The 23,359-nt window shown below is 60.7% G+C and carries 21 protein-coding genes; 7 read left to right on the top strand and 14 right to left on the bottom strand.

Annotation, left to right across the window (positions count from 1 at the left end; translation table 11 throughout):
- Nucleotides 1–162: 162 nt before the first annotated feature.
- Nucleotides 163–567, bottom strand: a complete 405-nt coding sequence (locus tag BN1012_RS11065; protein WP_052535119.1) for a hypothetical protein — start codon at nucleotides 565–567, stop codon at nucleotides 163–165.
- Nucleotides 568–839: 272 nt separating this feature from the next.
- Between BN1012_RS11065 and BN1012_RS11060 the strand changes: the two genes are divergently transcribed.
- Nucleotides 840–2,222, top strand: coding sequence for an MFS transporter (locus BN1012_RS11060; RefSeq protein WP_043949663.1), 1,383 nt, complete (start codon nucleotides 840–842; stop codon nucleotides 2,220–2,222).
- Nucleotides 2,215–2,781, top strand: coding sequence for a histidine phosphatase family protein (locus BN1012_RS11055; RefSeq protein WP_052535117.1), 567 nt, complete (start codon nucleotides 2,215–2,217; stop codon nucleotides 2,779–2,781). The genes BN1012_RS11060 and BN1012_RS11055 overlap by 8 nt, the downstream gene beginning before the upstream one ends.
- 112 nt (nucleotides 2,782–2,893) lie before the next feature.
- On the opposite strand, the gene rraA is transcribed toward BN1012_RS11055, so the two are convergent.
- Nucleotides 2,894–3,376, bottom strand: a complete 483-nt coding sequence (rraA, locus tag BN1012_RS11050; protein ID WP_043949662.1) for a ribonuclease E activity regulator RraA — start codon at nucleotides 3,374–3,376, stop codon at nucleotides 2,894–2,896.
- A gap of 213 nt (nucleotides 3,377–3,589) precedes the next feature.
- On the opposite strand from rraA, the gene BN1012_RS11045 reads away from it, so the two are divergent.
- Nucleotides 3,590–5,116 (top strand): flavin-containing monooxygenase, encoded by a 1,527-nt coding sequence (locus BN1012_RS11045; protein WP_043949661.1) that lies wholly within the window; start codon nucleotides 3,590–3,592, stop codon nucleotides 5,114–5,116.
- 237 nt (nucleotides 5,117–5,353) lie between these two features.
- Here the strand turns inward: BN1012_RS11045 and BN1012_RS16950 are convergent, their stop codons facing one another.
- Nucleotides 5,354–5,992, bottom strand: coding sequence for a DUF2799 domain-containing protein (locus BN1012_RS16950; protein ID WP_052535114.1), 639 nt, complete (start codon nucleotides 5,990–5,992; stop codon nucleotides 5,354–5,356).
- Nucleotides 5,993–6,683: 691 nt separating this feature from the next.
- On the opposite strand from BN1012_RS16950, the gene BN1012_RS11035 reads away from it, so the two are divergent.
- Nucleotides 6,684–7,148, top strand: a complete 465-nt coding sequence (locus BN1012_RS11035; RefSeq protein WP_043950961.1) for a GFA family protein — start codon at nucleotides 6,684–6,686, stop codon at nucleotides 7,146–7,148.
- 41 nt (nucleotides 7,149–7,189) lie between these two features.
- Nucleotides 7,190–8,038 (top strand): DUF1028 domain-containing protein, encoded by an 849-nt coding sequence (locus BN1012_RS11030; RefSeq protein ID WP_081826346.1) that lies wholly within the window; start codon nucleotides 7,190–7,192, stop codon nucleotides 8,036–8,038.
- Here BN1012_RS11030 and BN1012_RS11025 read toward each other — a convergent pair.
- Nucleotides 8,035–9,168: a serine hydrolase domain-containing protein gene (locus tag BN1012_RS11025; RefSeq protein ID WP_043949659.1), complete on the bottom strand. Its 1,134-nt coding sequence runs from the start codon at nucleotides 9,166–9,168 to the stop codon at nucleotides 8,035–8,037. The two genes, BN1012_RS11030 and BN1012_RS11025, sit on opposite strands and share 4 nt — an antisense overlap.
- Nucleotides 9,169–9,298: 130 nt before the next feature.
- Complete coding sequence (gene aceA / locus BN1012_RS11020) at nucleotides 9,299–10,582, bottom strand: isocitrate lyase (protein WP_043949658.1); 1,284 nt, start codon at nucleotides 10,580–10,582, stop codon at nucleotides 9,299–9,301.
- 266 nt (nucleotides 10,583–10,848) lie between these two features.
- Between aceA and BN1012_RS11015 the strand changes: the two genes are divergently transcribed.
- Nucleotides 10,849–12,363: a helix-turn-helix domain-containing protein gene (locus BN1012_RS11015; protein WP_043949657.1), complete on the top strand. Its 1,515-nt coding sequence runs from the start codon at nucleotides 10,849–10,851 to the stop codon at nucleotides 12,361–12,363.
- Nucleotides 12,364–12,545: 182 nt separating this feature from the next.
- Here BN1012_RS11015 and BN1012_RS11010 read toward each other — a convergent pair whose 3' ends face one another.
- The 8 genes from BN1012_RS11010 to BN1012_RS10975 all read right to left on the bottom strand — a co-directional run bounded on the left by BN1012_RS11010 (nucleotide 12,546) and on the right by BN1012_RS10975 (nucleotide 21,543).
- Entirely contained in the window at nucleotides 12,546–13,685 is a 1,140-nt protein-coding gene (locus BN1012_RS11010) for an acyl-CoA dehydrogenase family protein (protein ID WP_043949656.1), read from the bottom strand.
- Between the two features lie 51 nt (nucleotides 13,686–13,736).
- Nucleotides 13,737–14,933, bottom strand: a complete 1,197-nt coding sequence (locus BN1012_RS11005; protein ID WP_043949655.1) for an acyl-CoA dehydrogenase family protein — start codon at nucleotides 14,931–14,933, stop codon at nucleotides 13,737–13,739.
- Between the two features lie 116 nt (nucleotides 14,934–15,049).
- Nucleotides 15,050–16,129, bottom strand: coding sequence for a YHYH protein (locus tag BN1012_RS11000; RefSeq protein ID WP_052535109.1), 1,080 nt, complete (start codon nucleotides 16,127–16,129; stop codon nucleotides 15,050–15,052).
- Between the two features lie 83 nt (nucleotides 16,130–16,212).
- Nucleotides 16,213–17,052: an EamA family transporter gene (locus tag BN1012_RS10995; protein WP_043949654.1), complete on the bottom strand. Its 840-nt coding sequence runs from the start codon at nucleotides 17,050–17,052 to the stop codon at nucleotides 16,213–16,215.
- 61 nt (nucleotides 17,053–17,113) lie between these two features.
- On the bottom strand, nucleotides 17,114–17,953 hold the full coding sequence (locus BN1012_RS10990; protein WP_043949653.1) for an EamA family transporter: 840 nt from the start codon (nucleotides 17,951–17,953) through the stop codon (nucleotides 17,114–17,116).
- Between the two features lie 63 nt (nucleotides 17,954–18,016).
- On the bottom strand, nucleotides 18,017–19,093 hold the full coding sequence (locus BN1012_RS10985; RefSeq protein ID WP_043949652.1) for an NAD(P)-dependent oxidoreductase: 1,077 nt from the start codon (nucleotides 19,091–19,093) through the stop codon (nucleotides 18,017–18,019).
- On the bottom strand, nucleotides 19,083–20,714 hold the full coding sequence (locus tag BN1012_RS10980; RefSeq protein WP_043949651.1) for an acyl-CoA synthetase: 1,632 nt from the start codon (nucleotides 20,712–20,714) through the stop codon (nucleotides 19,083–19,085). Before BN1012_RS10980 ends, BN1012_RS10985 begins: the two co-directional genes overlap by 11 nt.
- Nucleotides 20,715–20,886: 172 nt before the next feature.
- The gene (locus BN1012_RS10975) at nucleotides 20,887–21,543 is read right to left on the bottom strand and encodes a cytochrome b family protein (RefSeq protein ID WP_145973453.1); all 657 of its coding nucleotides are present in this window, start codon (nucleotides 21,541–21,543) and stop codon (nucleotides 20,887–20,889) included.
- 116 nt (nucleotides 21,544–21,659) lie between these two features.
- Between BN1012_RS10975 and BN1012_RS10970 the strand changes: the two genes are divergently transcribed.
- A complete protein-coding gene (locus BN1012_RS10970) occupies nucleotides 21,660–22,283 on the top strand; it encodes a TetR/AcrR family transcriptional regulator (protein ID WP_043949649.1) in 624 nt (207 codons plus the stop codon).
- On the opposite strand, the gene BN1012_RS10965 is transcribed toward BN1012_RS10970, so the two are convergent.
- Nucleotides 22,272–23,321 (bottom strand): trypsin-like serine peptidase, encoded by a 1,050-nt coding sequence (locus tag BN1012_RS10965; RefSeq protein WP_043949648.1) that lies wholly within the window; start codon nucleotides 23,319–23,321, stop codon nucleotides 22,272–22,274. The genes BN1012_RS10970 and BN1012_RS10965 overlap by 12 nt on opposite strands.
- Nucleotides 23,322–23,359: the final 38 nt, after the last annotated feature.

Genomic DNA, 23,359 nt, shown 5'->3' with positions numbered 1-23,359 from the left:
CTCGCGCCTTGGCTGACCGTGCACACGGACATCAGGCGGGGCGGTTGGTGACGCCGCGCAGCCTAAGATGAGTCGAATAACAATATCAAGATATCTTTATATAAAGAATCTTCAAGTGTGGATGTCGGGCTGTTTTCCGCGATTTTTCACTCAGCCGGTGTCCTAGTTCTGGCGCTCGGGGCGCATATAGAGGCCTGCCCGGCCGAGCCGGCGGGCCAGGGTGAGGGCGGAGTCGCAGGCCAATCTGGCAGTTGCCGGGGGAAGCCAGCTTTCCAGCGCGGTTTCACCGCCGATCACGGCATCGTCCTGAAAGGCTGAGATCACCCGCAACAAGGCCAGTTCATCGGTGCCCAGATGGCGATGATGACTGCCGAAATTGAGGTGGCGGCAAGCCCCGTGCAGAGCCATGAGCATCAGTTCGTCAAAGGCGTCATCGGTGCCGCCGCACCGGGCAAGAGCAAAGGCCTGGGCAATCATCGCGCGGCTGCCGGTGACTGCGCCGCGATCGTCCCACCACTGGCGCGCCGCCCAGATGATGAGCCGGGGCGCGAAGGACAGGGTGTCCATGCAGGCGGGTTCAAGGTCCGCGGCCGTGGGGCAAGTGGCGGATGTGCTGGAGGCGGGCGGGGACGGGAACTGGCGCATGGCGACTCGCGAATGAGAGGAGGTGAAAGGAAGGCTCACTTAATAGTTATTGCGAGGCATTCGCAAGTGAGAATTGCGGTTTGTGGCGTTTCTTGGCGTTTCTTGGCGTTTCCTGGGGCTGTGGGGCTGCTAAGGTCCCGGACTGCTTCGCATTTACGGGTCTTGCAGATGCGGCAGAGTGCTAGGGGAACCTGATGACAGCTGACGCAACTCAATCCCGTGCGGGGATTGCGGCCGGGGCCTTGCCCGTTTCGACACGGGCGGGATATGGCGTCGGCGACTTTGCCGTGAACCTGTTCTTTCAGTCGGCGCTGTTGTTCCTGCTGTTCTTCTATACGGACGTTGCGGGCATCGCGGCGGCGACAGCGGCGTCGATCTTTCTGGTTGCCCGCGTCGTGGATGCGGTGACCGACCCGGTGATGGGGGTGATTGCCGACAGGACCCGCACGCGGTGGGGGCGGTTTCGTCCTTACGTGCTGGCGGGAGGGCCGTTGCTGGCGGTCATGGGGGTGGCGACATTCACGTCTCCCGACCTCAGTCCCGAAGGCAAGGTGCTCTATGCCTATGTGACGTACATTCTGTTCGGCATTGCCTACACGGTGGTGAGCATTCCGTACTCGTCGCTCACCTCGGCGCTGACGGAGGACTCACATGAGCGCACTGTGCTTTCTACATACCGCATGGCGTTTGCCATGCTGGGTGGGTTGCTGGTTGCCGCCATGACGACACCGCTTGTGGCAGCGTTTGGCGGCGGGGCCGATGGTTTCCAGATGACCATGGTGGTCTATGGCCTGCTGGCCTGCCTCTTGCTGGCGATCACGTTTTTTACCACCCGCGAACGCAAGTTCGCCCATGAGGATGTACCCGGCGTCGCGCAGATCGTCCGTGCCCTGAAGGCTGGTGGCTGGCCGCTTGCGTTGCTCATCTTTGCCTTCTGGATGGGCATGATGGCGTTCACTGTGCGCTCGGCGGCGATCATCTACTACTTTATCTACAATGTGGGTCAGGAAGATCTGGTGCCGGTCTTCATGGTCAGTGTCGCCGTATTTAATTTCATTGGGATCATCATCGTGCCGGCGTTCGGCAAGCGGTTAGGCAAGCGCGCGACCTATCTGCTGGGGGCGTTTGGCGGGTGTCTGTCGGGCGTCGCGCTGTACTTTACGCCGACGGATCAGATCGCGATGATTTTCATTGTCTCCTGCATCGGCGCGATCATGTTTGCCGGGCCAACAGTCATGGCCTGGTCGATGCTGCCGGATGCGGTTGACTACGCTGAACTGCGCTCCGGCGTGCGGGCGGATGGTGCGATCTACGCCGCCACGAGTTTTTTCCAGAAGATGGCGATGGCGGTCGGCGGCGCTGGCGCGGCGCTCATCCTGTCGTTCACGGGCTATGTGCCAAATGTTGCGCAGGCACCTGAGGCGCTGGGCGGCATTCTCTTCATGGTGGCGCTGGGGCCGGTGGTGCTGTTCGTGCTGGGGGCCATTGCGATGCTGTTCTACACACTGACGGATGAAAAGTTCAGCGAGGTCTCAACGGCCCTGGCTGAGCAGCGGGCTGCGCGGCTGGATGTCTGACGTCGCTTTGTTGCCGCGTGAGCCGTTTTTCTATCTGCGGCATGGCCAGACGGACTGGAATGTTGAAGGGCGCTGTCAGGGGCAGACGGACATTCCGATGAATGCGGCTGGCGAGGTGGAAGTGGCTGCGTCGGTTGCACGCCTGCCGATGGGCGAGATTGCCCGCATCATCGCCAGTCCCCTGACAAGAACGCAGCAATCTGCGCGGCACGCATCTGACAGGCTGGGATTGCCGGTCGAGCTGGATGATGACCTCAAGGAAGCGTTCTGGGGCGACGCGGAGGGCAAGGCGGATACCAGCTGGCGCCCTGCATGGTGTGCGGGCAAGACCCTGTTTGGCGCGGAACCATTTTCGGATTTTGCTCACCGCATGGTGCGCGGCGTTACGCGGGCGCTGGCGCAAGAGGGCACACCGCTGATTGTCGGCCACGGGGGCGCCTACTGGGCCATAGAGCAGGCATTGGGCCGCGATGGGTTCAGCCACCTGCCAAATGGCACATTGCTGAAGCACACCCCGCATGAAAAGGACCCCGCGCTATGGCGGGTTACCTTCATCTAGCCAAAAGATCCGCATCCCCGGACTTGATCCGGGGTCCACTCTCATTTGCTGCGGTGTGTGGGTGATGCGAGTAGGCTCCGGATCAAGTCCGGAGACATGGCGGGATGCTTGCCTACAGCTCTTTGTCTGACACGACGATGCCGTCGCGGTCGGCGTAGAGCCAGTCGCCGGGGGTGATGGTGTGGCCGGCGAATGTGACGGGGACGTCGTATTTGCCGCCATCAGCCTTGACGGACTTTTTGGGATGCAGGGCGAGGGCCTTCATGCCGATATCGAATGTTTCGATCTCGCCGATGTCGCGGATGCAGCCATAGACGACGACCCCGGACCAGCCGTTCTTTTCGGCGAGCTCTGCGAGGTTGCCACCAAACAGCGCGCAGCGTTCTGATCCGCCGCCATCCACGACCAGCACCTGACCATTGCCGGGGCTCTCCACCGCTTCGCGCACCTTGGCATTGTCCTCAAAACACTTGAGCGTTTTGACCGGGCCGTGGAAGGCCTCTCGGCTGCCGAAATCAGCAAAGATTGAATCAAGCACACGGACGGCATCGCCGTGATCGTCTGAGAGGTCGGTGGTGGCGGGGCTCTTGGCCATGGAATTGCTCCCGTGAAAGGTTGGTTTTGTCCTTGGTAGCACGGCCACCGGGGCGCGCAGAAGACCTGGATGTGGGCTGGCGGCAGAAGAGTCTATGCGTATCCAAAATCCGCGTTATTCTAACTTTTGAAAACACATGGGATTTTCGCGACGACGGACGGCCCGCCAAATGAGGCTGCTGCATCGCGGATAGGGAAACACCGGGAGACCATCATGGCGGCAGTTCATGATCTTGCGACTTATCGCGAAACGGCAGGCGCCAATGCGGGGCCCATGCGGGTTGCGATTATCGGCGCCGGGGTGGCGGGCATCTGCCAGGCCATCAAGCTGCAAGAAGCAGGCATCGAGTTCACGATCTATGAGAAGGCCTCAGACATCGGCGGGACGTGGCGGGACAATACCTATCCCGGCTGCTCGTGCGATGTGCCGCTGCATCTGTATCAATATTCGTTCGAAATGAGCCCTGAGTGGCGCAACAAGTTTGCCGACCACGCGCAGATCAAGGCGTATCTGGATCGCGTGGTTGAGAAGTACGGGCTGCGCCCCTTCATCAAACTCAACTGTGCGGTGGACAGTGCCGTTTTTGATGAAGCCACAGGCACGTGGCGGCTGACGACGGAGCATGGTGAACAGGTTGACGCCAATGTGCTTGTGGCCGGGACCGGCCAGCTCAACCGCCCGCAGTTGCCCAATATTCCGGGGACGGAGGACTTCAAGGGCGACGCGTGGCACTCAGCGCGGTGGAACCATGATGTTGATCTCAGCGGCAAACGCATTGCCGTGATCGGCAACGGGGCCAGCGCCATTCAGTTTGTGCCGGAGATTGCCAAGGAAGCGGGCAATGTCACCATCTTCCAGCGCTCGGCCAGCTGGGTGCTGCCGCGCCCGGAGCGGGTATTCAAGGAATGGGAAAAGAACCTCTATCGCCGCTTCCCGTGGCTGATGTGGATCCAGCGCACGCGCATGTGGCTCAATGGTGAGCAGCTGCTGCTGAGCTTCCGCCATCTGGGCTGGGCGCTGAAGAAGGGGCACGTCAAGGAATCCGAAGAATATGTGCCGGACCCGGAGAAACGCGCCAAGCTGCTGCCGGACTATGACCCGGGCTGCAAGCGGGTGCTGTTTTCCAATGATTGGTGGCCCGCCATGGGGCGCTCGAATGTGGAGATTGAAACCACCGGCATTGAGCGTATTACCGAGACCGGCATTCGGACGACGGACGGCACCAACCACGCGTTTGATGTCATCGTCTATGGCACGGGCTTTGATACAAACCACTTCCTCGGGCCGGTGGACGTCAAGGGTCTTGGTGGTCGTGACCTGCGCGAAGAATGGAAAGACGGCGCAGACGCGCATCTGGGTATCGGCGTGTCGGGCTATCCCAATTTCTATCTGCTGTATGGCCCCAACACGAACCTTGGGCATAACTCGATCATTTACATGATTGAATGCCAGGCGGCTTACGTGACGCAGATCGCGCGCAAGCTGCGCGATGACAACCTGGCCTATGCGGATGTGCGCGCGACCGCTCAGGCTGAATGGGACAGGGGCGTGCAGGCTGACAACGCCAAGAGCGTTTTCGCGTCAGGCTGCACCAGTTGGTACAAAACCGCCGATGGCCGCATCACCAATAACTGGCCCAACTCAACGCTGACCTACAAGCGCATGACCAAGCGCGTGAACTGGGACGACTATGCAGTTGTCGCGCGCGGTGCGGGACATGCGCAGGCGGCGGCGGAGTAGGGGCTGCAAACCGTGTTGGTTTCGTGTGTGTTTGTGGATCGGTTCGGTTCGTAATTGCCGTTGCTGCGCCCGCTGAACTGCGAGTAGGCCCCGGATCAAGTCCGGGGACACGGCTTCTGGTAAGGCCGTCGTTATGTCCGCATCCCCGGACTTGATCCGGGGTCCACTCGCATTCCCGACTTGCACGGCTTCTAGTTGCTTGTTGAAAAGGGTTTGTAAGTTCAGGGTGACGCCAACTCATGAACCGGTGAAAAACCGGTCCTCTACTTCGGCACGGTATTTTTTGTAGTCGCGTTCGGTGCGGATTACTTTTTCCTGGGCGCGTTTGCGTTGTTTGCTTAGCCGTTGGTGCTCGTTGCGGGCGGCGTTGATGTTTGCCTGCACCTGGGCGCGGTCAGCGGGTTTGAGGCTGAGCGTCGCCAGGACTTTTTCGTTGTGGACGAAGTCGTTTTCCAGCCGTTGCATGCGCCGCTCGATGGAGGCGAGGTCATTCTGTGCTGTCGCGACGGCCTGTTTGCGAGTGCGCAGGCCGCGACCGGCCTCGTAGGTGACACTGAAGGCGTTGCTTAGATCATCCGGGCAGATGTTGTTATTGGTACCGCCGGACAGCCCGTGTTTGAACCCGTTGTCCGGTGTGCAGAACGCTAAGGCGCCTTGCTGATGACCAGCAGTGTAGGCGGCAATGTCGGGCACGACACTGTGGTCGGCACAGGCTGAGACATGCTGGGTCAGGTGGTTTGCTGCCCGGCCCTTCATGGCGTCTTCGAAGCCGATGCTTTGCCAGTCGGCAGCGACGCATTGTTCGGCCGTCATGGTAGCGCAGGCGGACAAGGACATAAGAACGGCGGCAGGGGGCACAAAGAAAAGCAGGCGCATGAGGGTTCTCCTGAGAGGCGGCGTTTCTCCAGTTTGCAGCGGTTATCAGGTAATGCAATCTAAAACACGTACAAGGAGAGTGTGCGTGTAGATGCGCTGCACATACTCGTTTTTGACTTTTTTCAAAAACTTATCCCCGGTCTCCCAACCGCCCGCATACTGGGTGTCACCTCCTGCTGAAGGGCAAACCGGGCCGTCCGGTCTTGAGCGGGAGGGCGGATGCCTGGAAGCTGGCGGACGATGCCTCCTTGGGAACGTGGAGGGGGACCCCGCCGGTGCGGTGCGCGAGTAACGGGCGCACACCACAAGGGCGGCACGTGCCACGACCCTGGTCACGCCGTAAGACAGCGGGCCCCGCGCCCTCCGCGCAGTTCCAAAGTGCGGCGCGCGGACGTCGGGGTTGCCTCATTGCGTTGCGGGGTAATAGCTAGCGCGCATGGGGACGGGCAGGTGCCGAAGACCATCCGGTGTGGAGCGCCTTTGAGGCTGCCACCTGACTGACGTTTGATATCACGCCTTTCATGCCCGGCGGGCTTGAGGCGCTCCCACTCCCCTTGGCCAGGGAGGTGACGACACGGACCCTCCGCAGCCAGCGAGCTGACGGAGCCCGTGCGCCTGTCCATTACCCACAAAGTAGTTGTTGCTTTGGCTGAGCCTTCCCATGTTTGCTGCATCAAAGGGAGAGACCATCATGTCCGACATCAAGCTTGAAGGTGGGTGCCAGTGTGGCGCGCTGCGCTATGTGCTGACCGCGCCGCCGCTCATGGCCTATGCCTGCCATTGCTCCGAGTGCCGCCGCATTTCCGGCAGTGCCTTTGCGGTCTCCTGTGCTGCTTTGCAGGACACCATGGAGATCACCCAGGGGGAGCTGGCGCGGGTGGAGTGGACCGTTGAGAGCGGTGCCCATCGCTATGGTGAGTTCTGTTCTGCCTGCGGCACCCGCATCCGCCATGGCAGTGTGCCGGAGATGGGCGTTTATTCGGTGCGCGGCGGCACGCTGGATGACCAGAAGTGGGCAGAGCCCATGGCGCATTCCTGGCTTGCAAGCGCGCTGGACTGGTTTGAGCCGCCCAAAGATGCCCTGCACTATGACGGCCAGCCTGAGGATTACGGCCCCATCATGGAGCGCTATGCGGCGCGCATGAAACTTGGGTGAGCCATAGAGGCGGATGTGGATGCGTCACTGGGGAGAGTTTGATGATGTCTTGTCTGCGACAGGTGGCGTTGCTGGCAGCATCCGTATTCTGTCTGGGTGCACCTGCGGCGCACGCGACGTGGTCCATCGTGGCGGTGGATCCGCAAACGGGTGAGGTTGGTCTTGCGGCGGCCAGTTGTTCGATTGGTGTGCCGCATATCGCAGCGCTTGTTCCCGGCAAGGGGGCCATTGTCTCACAGGCGGCTACCAGCTTCACGGGCCGAGAAAAAGCGCGCGAGCTTGTGATGCAGGGGGTGGATGCCACACGCGTTCTGGCGGTGCTGGAGGACCCGGAGCTGTATGCCGGCTGGCTGACAATTGATTTTCCCTATCTGCAATATGGCGTCGCGACCCTGGCGGCGGGAGAAGACAGTCCTGTCGCCACAGGCTTTGTGACCGGAGGCAGCACTCCTGACTGGTCCGGCGGTGTGGCCGGTGACACCTATGCCGCCCAGGGCAACACGTTGCGCTCCGCTGCGGTCATTGATGCCACGGCCAGGGCGTTTGACCTAGCGACGCAAGACAAGTCGTGTCCCGTACCGTTGGCGCAGCGGCTGCTGCTGGCACTTGAGGCGGGACGGGACGCGGGCGGGGATGTGCGGTGTCCGGTGGAAGCCCCGGCGCTGGCAGCGATCTTGATGGTGGCGCGTCCCGGTGATGACCCGGACGCACCGACGATCAACGAGATTGCGCCACAGACGTTCTCCGTTGTGCGCGAGGCCGTGCATCTGGTCGTGCCATATTATCCGGACCCGGACAAACCAGAGCCGGTGGCGGAATTGCGTGCGCGGTATGACGCCATGACGCAGGCGGACGCGATGACCCCGGAGGATATGTGTGCGGTGCCCTAGAGGCAGGCAAAAGTAGCAGCGACAAGACCCATCGAGCGGGGGTCGCCCACCACGGCGGCGCCCATCTTGTTGAGGACGTAGCCGATGGAGACACCGGCTTCAGGGTCGAGACAGCCAAAGGAGCCTCCCCAGCCGGTGTGGCCGAAGGTCTGCGGATTTGGGCCGTACATTTCAAAGCCGTTCATGGCCATGCCTGAGGCCCAGCGAGCCGGGACGCCCAGAATGAGGTCTTCGTTCTCGATGCGGACCGTGCGCAGCGCTTCCATGGTTTCGCGCTTGATGATGGCCTTGCCGCCCGGCGCGGTGCTGTCATCGAGCAGGGCATAGAGTTTGGCGAGGGCTGAGGCGCTGCCAAAGCCGCCGGCTGCGGGAATTTCCGCGGCGCGCCAGGCGCGGTCATTGGGCGCGGTCTGGGCGATGGCCGGATTGGTGAAGGTAAGCGCCTGAACTTCGGTTGTGTCGGCCAGCGGCTGCATGTCCTTGGCTTCGGTCAAGGGTGCGACACGTGGCTCTTCGCTCAAGGGCAGGCCGATGAAAAAGTCGATGCCGTGGGGCTTGCCGATTTCGTCCTGCAGGAAGGTGCCGATGGTCTTGCCGGTGATGCGTTTGACCAGTTCGCCGGCGAGGTAGCCGTAGGTAAAGGCATGGTAGCCGGAGCGCGTCGTTGGTTCCCACAGCGGTTCCTGAGCGGCAAGGCGCTGCGCCATCAGGTCGTGATTGTAGCAGTCCTCAAGGGTTGTTGGCTCGCGCAGTCCCGACAGGCCGGCCTGGTGAGACAGCATCTGGGCGACGGTAATGCCGCCCTTGCCGTGGACGGCGAACTCCGGCCAGTGGGTGGAGACGGCGTCGTCATAGGAGAGCTGGCCGCGGTCGACCAGGAGCGCGACGCAGATGGCAGCGACACCCTTGGTGGTGGACCAGACATTGGCCAGCGTGTCGTGGGCCCAGGGCGTGGCACCGGTTTCGTCGGCGTCGCCTGCCCATAGATCGACCACCAGTTCGCCTTTGTGAATGACGGAAAAGGAGGCGCCGATTTCGAGATCGTTTTTGAAGTTGGCAGCAAAGTGCTCGCGCACCGGCTCGAAGGCCTTTGCGCAGGTGCCGTGGATCTCGGTCATGGTCATGGACATGGTGTGGTTCCCAGAGGTTTTTGCGATTGCTTTTGCAAGAAGGCTATGGGGCCACAGAGGTGCGGTCAAAGAAAAAGGCCGCGGGGATAAACCCGCGGCCTTTGATGTCGTTGTCAGCTGTAAGCAGAGCTTACTTCTTGAACTGAGCAGCTTCTGTTGAGTCGCCAAGAGCTGTTGTGGAGCTTTCGCCGCCACCAGCTGCAATGGAGACCATGTCGAAGTAGCCAGTACCAACTTCGCGCTGGTGACGGGTGGCTGTGTAGCCATCCTTTTCAGAGGCGAATTCAGCCTGCTGCAGCTCGGAGTAGGCGCCCATGCCGCGATCCCGGTAACCGGACGCAAGCTGGAACATGCCGTGGTTGAGCTGGTGGAAGCCAGCGAGCGTAACGAACTGGTACTTGTAACCCATCGCTGCGATTTCCTGCTGGAAGGTCTCGATGGTGTCTTTGTCGAGATTGGCTTCCCAGTTGAAGGAAGGTGAGCAGTTGTAGGCCAGAAGCTGGTCCGGGTATTCCTTCTTGATGGCTTCGGCAAAGCGGCGCGCATCGTCGAGGTTTGGCTTGGAAGTTTCCCACCACAACAGATCAGCATAAGGAGCAAATGCCAGGCCACGCTTGATGCAGTGGTCAACGCCCATGCCTTCCTTGATGCGGAAGAAGCCTTCTGGTGTACGGCCGGCATCGAAGTCGATGAACTCGTGATCGCGTTCGTCGATGTCGGATGTGATCAGGTTGGCTGATTCAGCGTCCGTACGGGCCATGATCAGGGTCGGAACGCCCATGACGTCAGCGCCGAGGCGGGCTGCGTTGAGGTTACGTTCGTGCGCCTTTGTCGGGATCAGCACCTTGCCGCCCAGGTGGCCGCACTTCTTTTCAGATGCAAGCTGGTCTTCGTAGTGGACGCCAGCAGCGCCCGCTTCGATGTAGGCCTTCATGATTTCAAAGCAGTTGAGCGGGCCGCCGAAGCCGGCTTCCGCGTCAGCCACGATTGGCAGGAACCAGTCGCGCTTTGCGCCACCCTCTGAGTGTTCGATTTCGTCAGCACGCTTCAGGGTGCGGTTGATCTTGCGAGCAAGTTCCGGGCCTGAGTTGGCTGGGTACAGCGACTGGTCAGGGTAGGTCGTGCCGGCGGTGTTGTTGTCGGCTGCAACCTGCCAACCGGACAGGTAAATGGCCTTGAGGCCAGCACGGGCCATCTGCATGGCCTGGTTGCCGGAAAGGGCGCCCAGTGAGTGCACACGCTCTTCAGTGTGGATCAGGTCCCACAGCTTGTTGGCGCCACGTGTGGCGAGTGTGTGCTCGATGGGGAACGAGCCGCGCAGCTTTTCCACGTCTTCGACTGAGTAGTTGCGCTTGACGTTGTCAAAGCGGCCCTTGGGGGCTGATGGGATGATGTCAGAGAAGGTCTTGCTCATAAGACTGATCCTTCGGTTTCTTCGAGTTGTGCGCAGGCGCCAAGCCCCTCGCGGGAGCGGATACATGCGCGGTTGGAATTCATCGTCCGGCAGTCGCTCAGGGCGTGATCGCCCCAGAGCCGGTTTTAAGAGCCGGTTTCGTGCGCACATAAATGACAAAGGGGCCCCAAGAGTCCACAAGCTGAGGGAAACATTCGGGTGAACGTGTTGACAGATGTGTGGGGATAGTTTGTAAATCTGTTAAGTTTGTAAAGTATGAGGTCCCCATGGCCACAAAATCCACATTCGATGCGGGCAACCCGAAAAGCGCTGGAAATCCCTCGGGAAAACGGGCTCAGAAGGTCTTTGCGGGCCCCCGGGTTCGGCGGCTTCGGCGCGAACAGGGGCTGACTCAGGCGGCCATGGCAGAGCAACTGGGCATCTCTGCCAGCTACCTCAATCTGGTGGAACGCAACCAACGCCCAGTGAGCGCACAGCTGCTTTTGAAGTTGGCGGACGGTTTTGACCTGGATATCCGCGAACTGTCCGGCGACGACGAGGCGCGGGCCTTTGCCGAACTCAATGAAGTCTTTGCGGACCCATTGTTCCAGAATGCCGGTCTGTCGCGGCAGGACGTGCAAGATGTGGCGGCGGCCAGTCCGAGCGTGGCGGATGCCATCCGGTCGCTGTATCAGGCCTACCGGGAACAGCTGGCCGGGCAGGGTCTTGGGCTTGGGCCGGTGGCGCCGACGGACATCATCGCCGACCGGGACAAGAGCGACCATCTGGATGTGATGAAGTTCCCGGTGGAGGAAGTGCGCGACTACATTCACGCCAACCGCAACCATTTTGGTGAGTTGGATGACGCCGCCGAAGCGCTCTACGACTACCGCGAATTTGCACAGGACGAACTCTATATCGGGTTGCGGCGGCATCTGGATGAAGCTCATGGGCTGAGCGTCAAGGTGATGCCGGTGGAGGTGCTGGGGGCGACGACGCGCCGGTTTGACCGGCACAGCCGACGCATCCTTCTCTCCGAAGTGCTCGACGGCCCGGCACGGACATTTCAGCTCGCCTATCAGATTGCCTATCTGGAGCAGGCGGACCTGATCGAGCGGACGGTCAAGGCTTCGTCGCTTCAGGGCGAGGAGACGTTGCGGCTGGCGCGGATCAGCCTCGCCAACTATTTCGCGGCGGCATTGATCATGCCCTATTCGCGGTTTCATGCGGCAGCTGAAGACAGCGGCTATGACATCGAACTGCTGGCGCGGCGCTTCGGGACATCGTTTGAACAGACCTGCCACCGGCTGACCACGCTGCAGCGCGCCGGTGAGCGCGGCATTCCGTTCTTTCTCATTCGTGTGGATGGGGCGGGGAATGTATCCAAGCGCTTTGCAGCGGCGGGCTTTCACTTCTCGCGTTATGGCGGCACGTGTCCTCGCTGGAACCTGCATGATGCGTTTCGCACGCCGGGCAAGATCATCACACAGATCGTTCAGCTGCCCGACGACACGACGTATTTCTCCATTGCCCGCACGGTGCGGCGCCCGGGGGCAGGTGTGCTGGCGCCGGAGCAGGAATTGGCTGTTGGGCTTGGGTGTGAGATCAGCGAAGCGTCGCGGCTCAAATATGCGCGCGCCTATGACCTGCAGGCGTCAGAGGGCGTGACGCCGATCGGCGTCAACTGCCGGCTGTGCGAGCGGCCTGATTGCGCAGAGCGGGCGTTCCCGCCGATCAACCGCAAACTCATCGTGGATGAGCAGGCGCGCGGCCTGTCGAGTTTCACGTTTCAGAATGTGTAGTGGAGGCCTGGCGTTGCCATTCACCGTATCCCCGGGCTTGACCCGGGGTCCACTCGCAGTTGCTGCGGGCTGGGGGTGAGGCGAGTAGGCTCCGGGTCGAGCCCAGAGTGACGGCAACAAAAAGCCCCGGAGATGCCTCTCCGGGGCTTCTTTTGTTTCGATCAATGTGTGTCGGCTTTGGCCTAGTAGCCTTCCAGCTCCGCGTAGCGCTGGCTGTGGAAGGCGACGTTGCCGAAGGTGGCGTCCGCGACTCGGGCGCGCTTCAGAAAGAAGCCGATCTCATATTCGTCCGTCACACCAATGCCGCCATGCATCTGAACGGCTTCTGATGAGACTTCGTTGAAGGTGGCGCCGACGCGGGCCTTGGTCAGGGATGCTGACTGGGGCACGTCATTGCGGCGTTCATCGATGGCGTTGAGCGCATCCGCGACTACGGATTTGCAAAGCTCAAGCTCGCAGAACATTTTGGCAGCACGGTGCTTCAGGCCCTGGAAGGACCCGATGACAACGCCGAACTGCTTGCGCTCCTTGAGATAGTCCATGGTGCGCTCATAGGCTTCCTGCGCACTGCCGAGCATTTCTGCGGACAGGCCGATGCGGGAGCGGTCAAGCGCTTCGTCGAGAATGGCAAAGCCACCATCCACATTGCCCAGCACGTGGTCGTGGCCAACCTTCACGTCGTTGAAGGTGATTTCAGCAGCGTTGCGGCTGTCCACCATGGTGTGGCGGCTGCGGGAAATGCCGGCAGCATCAGCTTCCACGATGAAGAGCGTGATGCCGGTCTTGTCACCGGGCTCTGAATGGGTGCGGGCCGCCACGATCAGCTTGCCGGCCACATGGCCATCAAGCACGAAGGACTTGGTGCCGTTGATGGTGAAGCCGTCACCGTCCTTGGCGGCGGTTGTGGCGATCTTGGCAGGCGCATGATGCGCTCCTTCGTCCATGGCCATGGCCATGACGAGCGAGCCTGCAGCGATTTCAGGAAGAAGCGTCTTCTTCTGTTCTTCAGAGCCGCCGATCAGCAGCGCCGACGTGCACAGGAGGGACGTTGAGACCAGCGGGGACGCGGTCAGCGACCGGCCCGCTTCTTCAAGTACGAGGCCAAGACCGCGATAGCCAAAGCCGACGCCGCCATATTCTTCCGGGATCACGATGCCGGCAAAACCCATCTCGGCCATCTGTGACCAGAGATTGGTATCGAAGCCATTGTCATCCTTGCTGTCGCGCAGACGGCGCAGCTCGGTGACCGGTGATTTTTCGGCGATGAAGCCTTTGGCGCTGTCGCGCAGGATCTGCTGTTCTTCGTTGAGTACAAAGCTCATGAGCCTGTCTCCTTAATATGTATCGTGGCGCTTGAAAAATCCGGACCCTGATTAATCAGGAAGGCCCAGTACGCGCTTTGCAATGATGTTGAGCTGTACTTCCGACGTGCCGCCCTCAATGGAGTTGGCTTTCGAGCGAAGCCATGAGCGGGTGTTGTCGATCTCGTCAGCGGCATAGGTGTCGTCTGTTTCCCAGCCGAGCATCTTTGTGCCCATGCTTTCGATCAGCAGCTCATATTTCCGCTTGTTGAGTTCCGTGCCGAAATATTTGAACACGGAAGATGTGGCGCTCACATCGTTGGCGGCTTTCGCTTCTTCCTGTACGCGGCGCATGGTCAGGGCAAAGGCCTTCGAGTCCATGTTGTGCTGGGTGATGTGCTGACGGACGACGGGGTCTGCGACCTTGCCGTTGTCCTCGCCGAGATATTCCTTGGCAGCACCAGCAAGTGTCTGACCGGTGGCGCCGGAGAGCGCGCCGCCCAGCCCCATGCCTGAAATCATGGCCCGCTCGTGCTGAAGCAGACGCTTGGCGATGGTCCAGCCCTTGTTGAGTTCGCCAACGAGCTGCTCCGCGGGCACCTTTACGTCATCAAAGAAGGTTTCGCAGAAGGGCGAGTAGCCGGAGATCAGCTTGATCGGCTTGGTGGATACGCCCGGCGTTGTCATGTCGAACAGCAGGAAGGAGATGCCGTCATGCTTTACGGTCTTGTCTGTGCGCACGAGGCAGAAAATCCAGTCGGCTTTGTCCGCGTAGGAGGTCCACACCTTCTGGCCGTTCACCGTATAGGTTTCGCCATCAAGGACGGCACTCGTCTGAAGGCCTGCAAGGTCTGAACCGGCACCGGGTTCGGAGTAGCCCTGACACCAGCGGATTTCACCGCGGACGATTTCAGGGATGAAGCGCTGCTTCTGCTCTTCGCTGGCAAACTCAAGGAGTGCCGGCCCAAGCATCCAGAGGCCGAAAGAGCTCAGTGGCGAGCGTGCCTTGATGCGGCGCAGTTCCTGCTGCAGCACCATGTTTTCTTCTTTGGAGAGACCGCCGCCGCCATAGGCTGCGGGCCATGTGGGGGCTGTCCAGCCCTTGGCGCCCATGGCATCGAGCCACTGTTTGGACTCCGGGTTCTTGTAGGTCTCATTGCGTCCGCCCCAGACCACTTCATCATCCGGCATCGGTGTGCGCATGGAAGGGGGGCAGTTTTCTTCAAGCCAGGCTTGAACGTCTTTACGGAAGGCTTCGAGATCGGCCATGGGTCTCTCCCTGACAGGGTCAACTTATGTGTGATTTTCTGTCAGGGAATATAAAGGGATGGCGCGACAAGGCGAGTCCTGAATCCGCAACTTTGTTTTGCCTTAAAGGGCCAAAATCAGAAGCGTGGTGGAGGCCGTCCGAAGCGGTCACCATTTGGCGGGCCGTCCGGCCGTGACCCGCGGTTTCCGCCGGGTCCGCCTCGGTCGCCGGGGCCCGATTGGGGGCCAGGGCGCATGCTGGTGAAGCTGCTGGACGGGGTGCCCGCAAAGCATCGCGGGATGACCGGCCAATCGGCGGTCAGAAAATACGCATATGTGCCGTTGGGGAAGTCCGGGGTCACGGCAAACGTGCCGTTGCATTCATCGAGGGTCCCGTGGCCTTCCATATATGCATAGTCCGCCACAAAGGTGCCGTCGTAGTAGCCGCCGGGCGTTTCAATGGTTCCCTGCCGCCCGCCACCTGGACCCTGCCGATTGCCTTCCACGGGTTGGCGCACGCCGTCCTTCAGCGTGTAGCTGGAGCGGTGCTCAATGATGGGGGAGGTCGGGTCTTTGGGATTGCCGTAGCCATATTTGGCGTAGATAGGAAACCCGTCTGCTGCCCAGCCAACAATGGCGGAGTGACTGGCGCTGCCCACGGCGAGCCGGGTCATCAGGCCAGTTGGAAGACCGTGATAGTGATAGGCACCGGTCGGTTGAACGTGCGCGTTGTTGGCATCCACACCCAGCCTGATTGCACCGGACAAGGGCTCGTACTGCCATGGCCCGCGTTGACCTTTGTACCATTCAGCTGCCCCCGGATCGAAAACCACACCACTGACAGCAATGCCGAAGGGGATGCCCTGTGCAGACGTTGTGCGACCGGCTTTTGTCGGGGTTGCGTCCAGCACGAACTCATAGCGCTGGGCGCTGATGCGGTGAGGGTTACCGGAATTCGGGAAGTCACCGACGTGATGGTCAGGAATGCCGTTGGCACTGATGATCCGCTCGTCGCCCACAACCTGCATGGAAAAACTGCTTGTGCCGGGGGGGATGGCTGTGGCGGGCTGCCGGTCCAGGGTGCCGTCCGACTGAAGAATGGTGTGGGAGCGTGCCTGAGGGCGCATCTGTGCCATGGCGGTTGCGGCAATGCCGAGAACCAGAATGGCTGTGACTGCTGGAACGAGGCTGGTGGAGGGCCGCAATACGCTTTTCATCTTGAGTGCCTTTGACCGTGAGTTCGCAGTTTACCGCTATTCAACGTCAGCGGGCGGGTCATTCCGTCGCAATTTGTCAGCGACTAGCCAACAACCAGAAGCGTGATGCCGATGGCTACCAGAATGGCTGCCAGAATACGGCGGCCTGCAAAGGGTTCCTTCATCAACACAGCCCCGGCCAGTGCTGCGAAAATTGCACTGGTTTCGCGGGTTGCTGCCACGGTCGCGATGGGCAGGTGCGTCATGGCCCAGAGGGCGATGAGGAATGAAAAGACGCTGCCAAAGCCAAGCAGTACGTTTCGCCTGGCCACAGGGTTGGCGGCGTAGGCGGCGATAAATCCACGCCTGCGCACACAGGCAAAGGCAATGAAGGGCACACAGGTGAGCAATTCAAGCCAGGCTGAATATCCCAGAATGGTTCCCGCATCGCGCACGCCAATGCCGCCCAGAAACGAGTTTGCTGCAATCGTAAGTCCGGTGATGAGCGCATAGGCGACAGCGCGCAGGTTTTGCTGAAACGCGCCGGACCCGGCAATCACGATGCCAAGGGACACAACAACGACTCCTGCCAGACCAATGGAGCCGGGGGTCTCGTTGATAAACAGAAAGGCTGCGAGTGCCACCAGCAAAGGGGCAGATCCTCTGGCGATCGGGTAGACCTGAGAGATATCGCCGTGCTTGTAGGATGAAATGAGGAAGCCGTAATAGGCCATGTACACGATTGCGCTGGCGATCAATGGCGGCCATGAGGCTGCGGCAGGCATTGGGGTCAGCGGAATTACAACCGCTGCGAACAGGACGCCGGACACCCGGATCGCCGCCATGTCCAGTACCCGGTCCGTGCCGGTTTTGAGGGCGACGTTCCATGTGGCGTGGAGGAGCGCGGTCAGCAGCAGGATTATGATGATGGTTGTGTCGGCCATGGTGGCGCGACGTTACACATCCGTGTGCGGACTGACATCTGCAAATTGAGCAGGGCAGGTGTTAGCCAAGCACCAGCAGCGTGATGCCAATCGTCACGAAGCCCGCGGCGATGATGCGGCGGCCGGCAAAAGGTTCTTTCATCAGGATCGTTCCGGCGAGGGCCGCAAAAATGGCACTGGTTTCGCGGGTGGCTGTCACGGTTGCGAGAGGGAGCAGGGTCATGGCCCACAGGACAATGAGGTAGGACAGGACGCTGCCAAAGCCGAGCACGAGATTGCGGTAGGCCACCTTGCTGGACACGTAGGGCACAACGAAGTGCCTCCTGCGGACAAGGGCAAAGGCAATAAACGGCGCGCAGGAGAGCAGCTCCAGCCACGCCGCATAGCCGAGCACCGTGCCGGACTCGCGGACGCCGAGGCCACCGAGCAGGGAGTAGGACGCAATCGACAGGCCGGTCAGAAGGGCAAAGCCAATGGCGTGCAGGTTTTCACGAAAGGCGCCGGTCCCCGCCACGATGATGCCGATGGAGATAACGATGACACCGGCAAGGCCGACAGGTGTTGGTGTTTCGCTGATGGTGAGATAGGCGGCGAGAGCCACAAGCAGGGGGGCGGACCCTCGGGCGATCGGATAGACCTGACTGAGGTCACCGCGCTGATAGGACGAGATGAGGCATGCATAATAAAACATGTGCGCCACGGCACTGGCGATAAGGAAGGGCCAGGCTTCCGGTGCAGGCATGGGCGCAAGTGGAATGACAATCGCCGCGAATACGATGCCCGACATGCGCATGGCCGCCATATCCAGCACCCGGTCAGCACCGGTCTTGAGGGCGGCGTTCCATGTGGCGTGCATGATCGCTGTCAGCAACAGGATCGCGATGATGGTCGTGTCACTCATGGTGCAGGGACGCTACACGGTGGTGTGCGGAACAACATCCCTCATTTGCGCAAGGCCGCTGCCTTAAGCTGCAACACCGTTGCCGCGTATCATCACCCGATCAGGCGTCTCGCCCTTGGCAAGCTTGTCCAGATTGGAGGCGATGGAGATCATCCGGCGGTAGTCCGCATTGTCGGAATGAGCGGAGCAGTGCGGCGTCACCATCACATTCTCAAGGTCCGTAAACGGGTAGGCGGAAGGCGATGGGTCTTCGGGTGTCTCGCCGGGCGCAAGGCCGCGGGCGGGATAGCGGTACCAGGTATCGATGATGGCACCGGCAATCTGTTTCTTTTTCAGCGCCTGGTAAAACGGTTCTTCCTGAATGACTTCGCCGCGGGCCACGTTGATGACGACAGCTGTGTCCTTCATGGCGGCCAACTCATCGGGGCCGATCATGCCACGGGTGGCATCGTTGAGGTCGCAGGCAAGGACGACATAGTCGCTTTCCCTGAGCAGCGTCATGAGGGCGTCTGGATCATCAGCCGTTGATCCGAGCCAGTCGAGTTCCGGCGGGCAGGGCATGGCGGAACGTTTCAGACCCATGGTTCGCATGCTGAAGGCCTTGGCGCGTCTGGCCGTCTCTTCTCCGATGCCGCCATAGCCGACAATGCCAACGGTCTTGTTCCAGATTTCGCCGTGTTTGGAGGTCGGGTCTTTGGACGAGCCGGAAAAATGCCAACTGCCGGACCGGAAGTCCGGATCCATTACACGGAAGCGGATTTCCCACTCCAGCATCGCGCCGATGGTGTACTCGGCCATGGTGATTTCATGGCCGCTGCAGCCCGCCGCGACGGCCTGTGGCGGAAGCAGTTCCGGCGAGAGCCAGTCTGTGCCGGCAAAGGGAATTTGCAGCATGCGCAGATTGGGGCTGGCCTTGAGGCTGGAGAAGAAGGCGCCAACAAAAAGCGTGTCCACGCCGGGGACAACCACATCCGCCTCTGCCAGCAATGCTGCCAGAGCTGGCTCGCCGTCGTCGGCGGTCCAGGTGCGGATGTCCCAGTCGGTGGTCAGTCGGTTTTCAATCTGGTCGCGCACCTCACCGGGTCTGGTTGTTGCCATGGACCCGGTGAGGGCGAGGATCGGCTTTTTGTCAGCTGGCAATGCCTAGCTCCTGTTTGGCGAAACTTGTTGCGCCCTTGTAGTCCGCTTTGCCGTTTGGTGCACGGAAGGCATCGGCTGCCACGAGCACGCGCTTGGGTGCCTTGTAGTGGGCCAGGTTGTCCTTCACATGGGCAATCAGTGCTGCTTCGTCAGCGGACTCGCCTGAGGCCATGGTGATGACGCCGGTGATGGCCTGACCCCATTTATCATCCGGCAGGCCAACCACAAGTGCGTCTTCGACGGCGGGGTGCGTCTTGAGCGCTTCTTCGACTTCTTCGGGGTAGACCTTTTCGCCGCCGGTGTTGATGCAGACCGAGCCACGTCCCAGCAGGGTCAGGGTGCCGTCTTCTTCCACGGTGCAGAAATCGCCGGGGATCGAGTAGCGCATGCCGTTGATGGTGCGGAAGGTTTTGGCCGTCTTTTCCTCGTCCTTGTAGTAGCCAAGGGGAATGGGCTGGGCGACGGCGATGACACCGGATTTGCCGGAGCCGGGCTGCACTTCCTGATCGTTTTCATCAAACACCTTGCAGCGTTCGCCGATCTGGAACTTGGCGGTTTTGACTTCGCCGTCGGCGGTAAAGATCGAGCTACCAAAACCGATGCCTTCCGAGGAGCCAAAGCTGTCCATCAACATGGCTTGAGGCATGTGCGGAATCATGTCGCGCTTTACTTCGAGGGACCACATGACGCCGGAGGAAATGATGCTGACCAGCGACGACAGATCGTATTTGCCGGGTTCATCTTCCAACGCCTTGAGCATGGGCTTGGCGAAGGTGTCACCGACGATGGCGATCTGCTCGACCTTGTAATCGTTCACGGCCTTCCAGATGGCGTGGGGATCAAGGTTCTCGTTGTCGAGCGTGACGATGCAGCCGCCATTCATCATGTTGCCGATGGCAGTAAAGAGGCCGGTGCCGTGCATCATGGGGCAGGCGGGAATGAACGGGCCGGCGCCGGTGCCGGTTTCCTTGATGGCCGCAGCAAGCGCCTCAAGGGTTTCGGGTACTTCTCCCAAGGCCCGCAGGGCATAGAGCTGGGCTTCGCGCAGATCATCTGCGGGCCACATCACGCCTTTGGGCATGCCGGTGGTGCCGCCGGTGTACAGGAACAGCTGATCGTCGCCGGAGCGTTCGATGCCCAGGGCGCCGCCATTGCCGATCTTGGTGAGGTCTTCGTAGCGGTCTGCGAAATCATTGGCCGGTGTGCCTGCCGTTACTTCGAGGAAGGTGCCGACCTTGCCGAGGCGCTGTTTAAGTTCTGCAATATTGTCGGCAAACTCTTCGCCATAGACGATGGTCTGGGCGTCGGAGTTGTCGAAGATGTAATGCAGCTCGTCGGGCTGGTAGCGGTAGTTGACGTTGACGTGGGTGAGGCGCGCCTTGAAGCAGGCGGCCAGCAGCTCGGCATATTCGGAGCGGTTGCGCATGTAGAACGCGACTTTGTCCCCGGGCTTGGCGCCGCGCTCGATCAGCTGGCGGGCAAGGTTGTTCGAGCGGGCGTCAAACTCTGCCCAGGACTTGATCTGGGCCGTGCCGTCTTTTGCAATATGGATGAGGGCCGGTTTGTCGCCCGGCAGTACCGGGGCAATGGTGTCGAGAATGTCGCCGAAATTCCAGGCCATGGTCGTCTCCCTGAATATGTTTAGCCCGCATCACCCTGTGTATGGAAAAGGCGCACCTCGTTGAGCGGGTGCCTCTCTTGCTGTGCGGGAGATAATGGTCTTTTCGGGAGCTACTATACCGCTGGAATCTCCTGCGTCATCTCTGGTTTGGCCTCTTGTGTGGCCTTGGGGGTCAGCTTTGTGACCGCATTTGGGCGGTCAGGCGCACGCCGATGCGGAGCAGCATGGCGGCCGCAAACAGGCTGGACCCGAAAATACCGGTCCAGATGCTTTCGGGGTCTTCCAGACGGCCCGCATAGCTTTGGGCAAAAATGATCCAGATGTAGATCATGCCGACCATATGCAGGCGGTGCCACCACGGACCAAGGGTGCGCTGCGACCAGTTGTTGGACGTCGCCGCCATCGCCACGATCAGCACATAGGCCAGGCCGCCCCCCAGGATGGTGATGAGGGAGGGGTCTTCAGGACTGACAATAAAAAAGGTTGTCAGGGCCCCCAGGTGAATGATGTGGGCGAGGGCAAAGCCGAGCCCCCAATAGCGCCTGTTGCGCATGAAGGGCGCGATCCAGCCGGCCCTGAAACCGCGCCAGATGGGGCCGGTCACAAACACCAGCAAGAAGACCACCGCCGCGACACGTGCCGTATAGCGCGTGGCGAGCCGCCAACCATCCAGCGCTGTGTCACCGGTTGAGAGGCCGAAGGCCACGGCTGACAAGGCTGCAAAGCCGGCCAACAGAAGGGGCACCACAGGCCGTGCGGCGAATGGCAGGCGTGCGCGTTGCGACCGGGCGGTGGCAACCGGTTGGACTGCTGGCTGGATGTCAGACATGGAGAGCACTTTCGCGGTTTGCGCTACCAGTTTCATACAGGCTGTATGAAACTGGTAGCGCAAAACCCAAAATCATACAAGGTGTATGATACTGACTGTATGATAAGACAGGCTCCATGAGTTCTCCCAAAAAAGCACCTGCCCAGAAACCATCGGACAATCGTCGCAAGCTGCTCGATGCAGCGCGCGAGATCATGACGGCTAAGGGCTACGCTGAAACCGGCACCGAAGAGATTGTGGCTCGCGCCGGTGTCACCCGCGGTGCGCTCTATTATCAATTCGCTGACAAGCAGGATCTGTTTCTGGCCCTGTGCCGGGAGCTGGCTGAGGCGCTTGGCCTGCGTGTGTTTGAAGAAACCATGGCGCGGATCACCAATGACCGCGAAGACCTGGCCGTTGGCCTTGAAATGATGCTGGACGCGTTTCTGGAACCGGATATTCAGCGGCTGCTGTTGCGAGACGGGCCTGCCGTGCTGGGCTTCGATACCTGGAAAGGTCTGGTTGAACCGGTCAATCGTGTGCTGGTGGAGCATGCTCTTCAGCATCTGCTCGATGACGGCACGCTGGCCCCCCAACCGCTGGAGCCGATTGCGGTGGTGATGTCCGGTGCGATGATCCAGGCCGGGCAGGCGATTGCTTCGTCGCCGGACCCCAAGGCTGCACGCGAGGCCTACGGTCAGGCGCTCTCCACAATGGTGGCAGGTATCATGTCCGGGAGTGCTGCGGCGTCAGCAAAATGACCTGGCTTCTGCGGCCGGCACCAGAGCAATCTCCACGGCCAAATCCAGAATGTTGGAGGTCATGTCCGCTTCGCCCTTGCAGGATTCAGGCAGGACGGAGAACGCCACCTGTTCGTGCAGGTTGGCAGAAAGATCATCCGTGTTGAACGGTGTTGCCGCCATGCGGGCAACGGTGGCCTTGAAGTCTCCGGTATAGCGGATCGCCGTGTTGGCAAACATGCGTGGGTGATAGGCATCTCCGACCTTGTGGATGATGCCGTTGAGTTCCGTGGCATTGATCCCAACGATCTGGCGTTTGCCGTCGAGGGTCATCACCAGGGGGCCACCGGACCAGCCGGGGATCATGTCGCAATTGTGGTTCAGCTCGCCTTGCGAAAAGAAACCGTGATGCCAATGCAGTTTTGGGACCGGCGCGCAATTTTCCGAGATGAGCATGCGGGGGCGCTCACCGTTTTTGCCAACCAGAGAATAGCGGGCACCGGCCTCTTCAAGGGACAGGAGGTCATCTTCCGTCAGGGTTGCCAGCGGCAAGGCGCCGTGGGTATCCGACAGGCGACCGGAGACGATTGCGACGGCCCAGTCATGATGAAAGGCGCGACCTGGTGCCAGAGTGCCAAGGGCCACATGCAGCAAGGGTGTTGCCGCCTCGCGGTCGCCGCCCGGCAGGAAATCACAGCGGGTTTCCATGACACCGCCGCGCCCTCTGAAGGTGTGGGCCACGGTTACCACCAACTCATAGTCCCGGTCATCGGGCAGGGCGTCGTGGGAAATGATGGTGCCGATTGGCAGGCGGGTTGAATTGGCGCAGGCAATTTGCCCGACCGCGTCAAATCCATCTTCTGCCGTCAATGGACGGCGGTCGTCGTGATCGAACACATTTGCGTAGGCGCCTGGCGTGACGAACATGCTGACCAGAAGGGCAGTCGAGAAAAACCTGGTGATGGATCGATGCTTAGATCGTGGGAATACGTAGCCGGTGAGCGTCTCGCTCATCCAGCCCTGACAAAAAACCGCAAACACGCCGTGCTGCCGTTTCATTCGCTGCCCTGTGCCCAATCAGATCATGTCTGCTTGCG

The organism is Candidatus Phaeomarinobacter ectocarpi, assembly GCF_000689395.1.
Classification (GTDB): domain Bacteria; phylum Pseudomonadota; class Alphaproteobacteria; order CGMCC-115125; family CGMCC-115125; genus Pyruvatibacter; species Pyruvatibacter ectocarpi.
The sequence above is the reverse complement of the archived record's forward strand: the minus strand, read 5'-3'. Positions and strand labels throughout refer to the sequence as shown.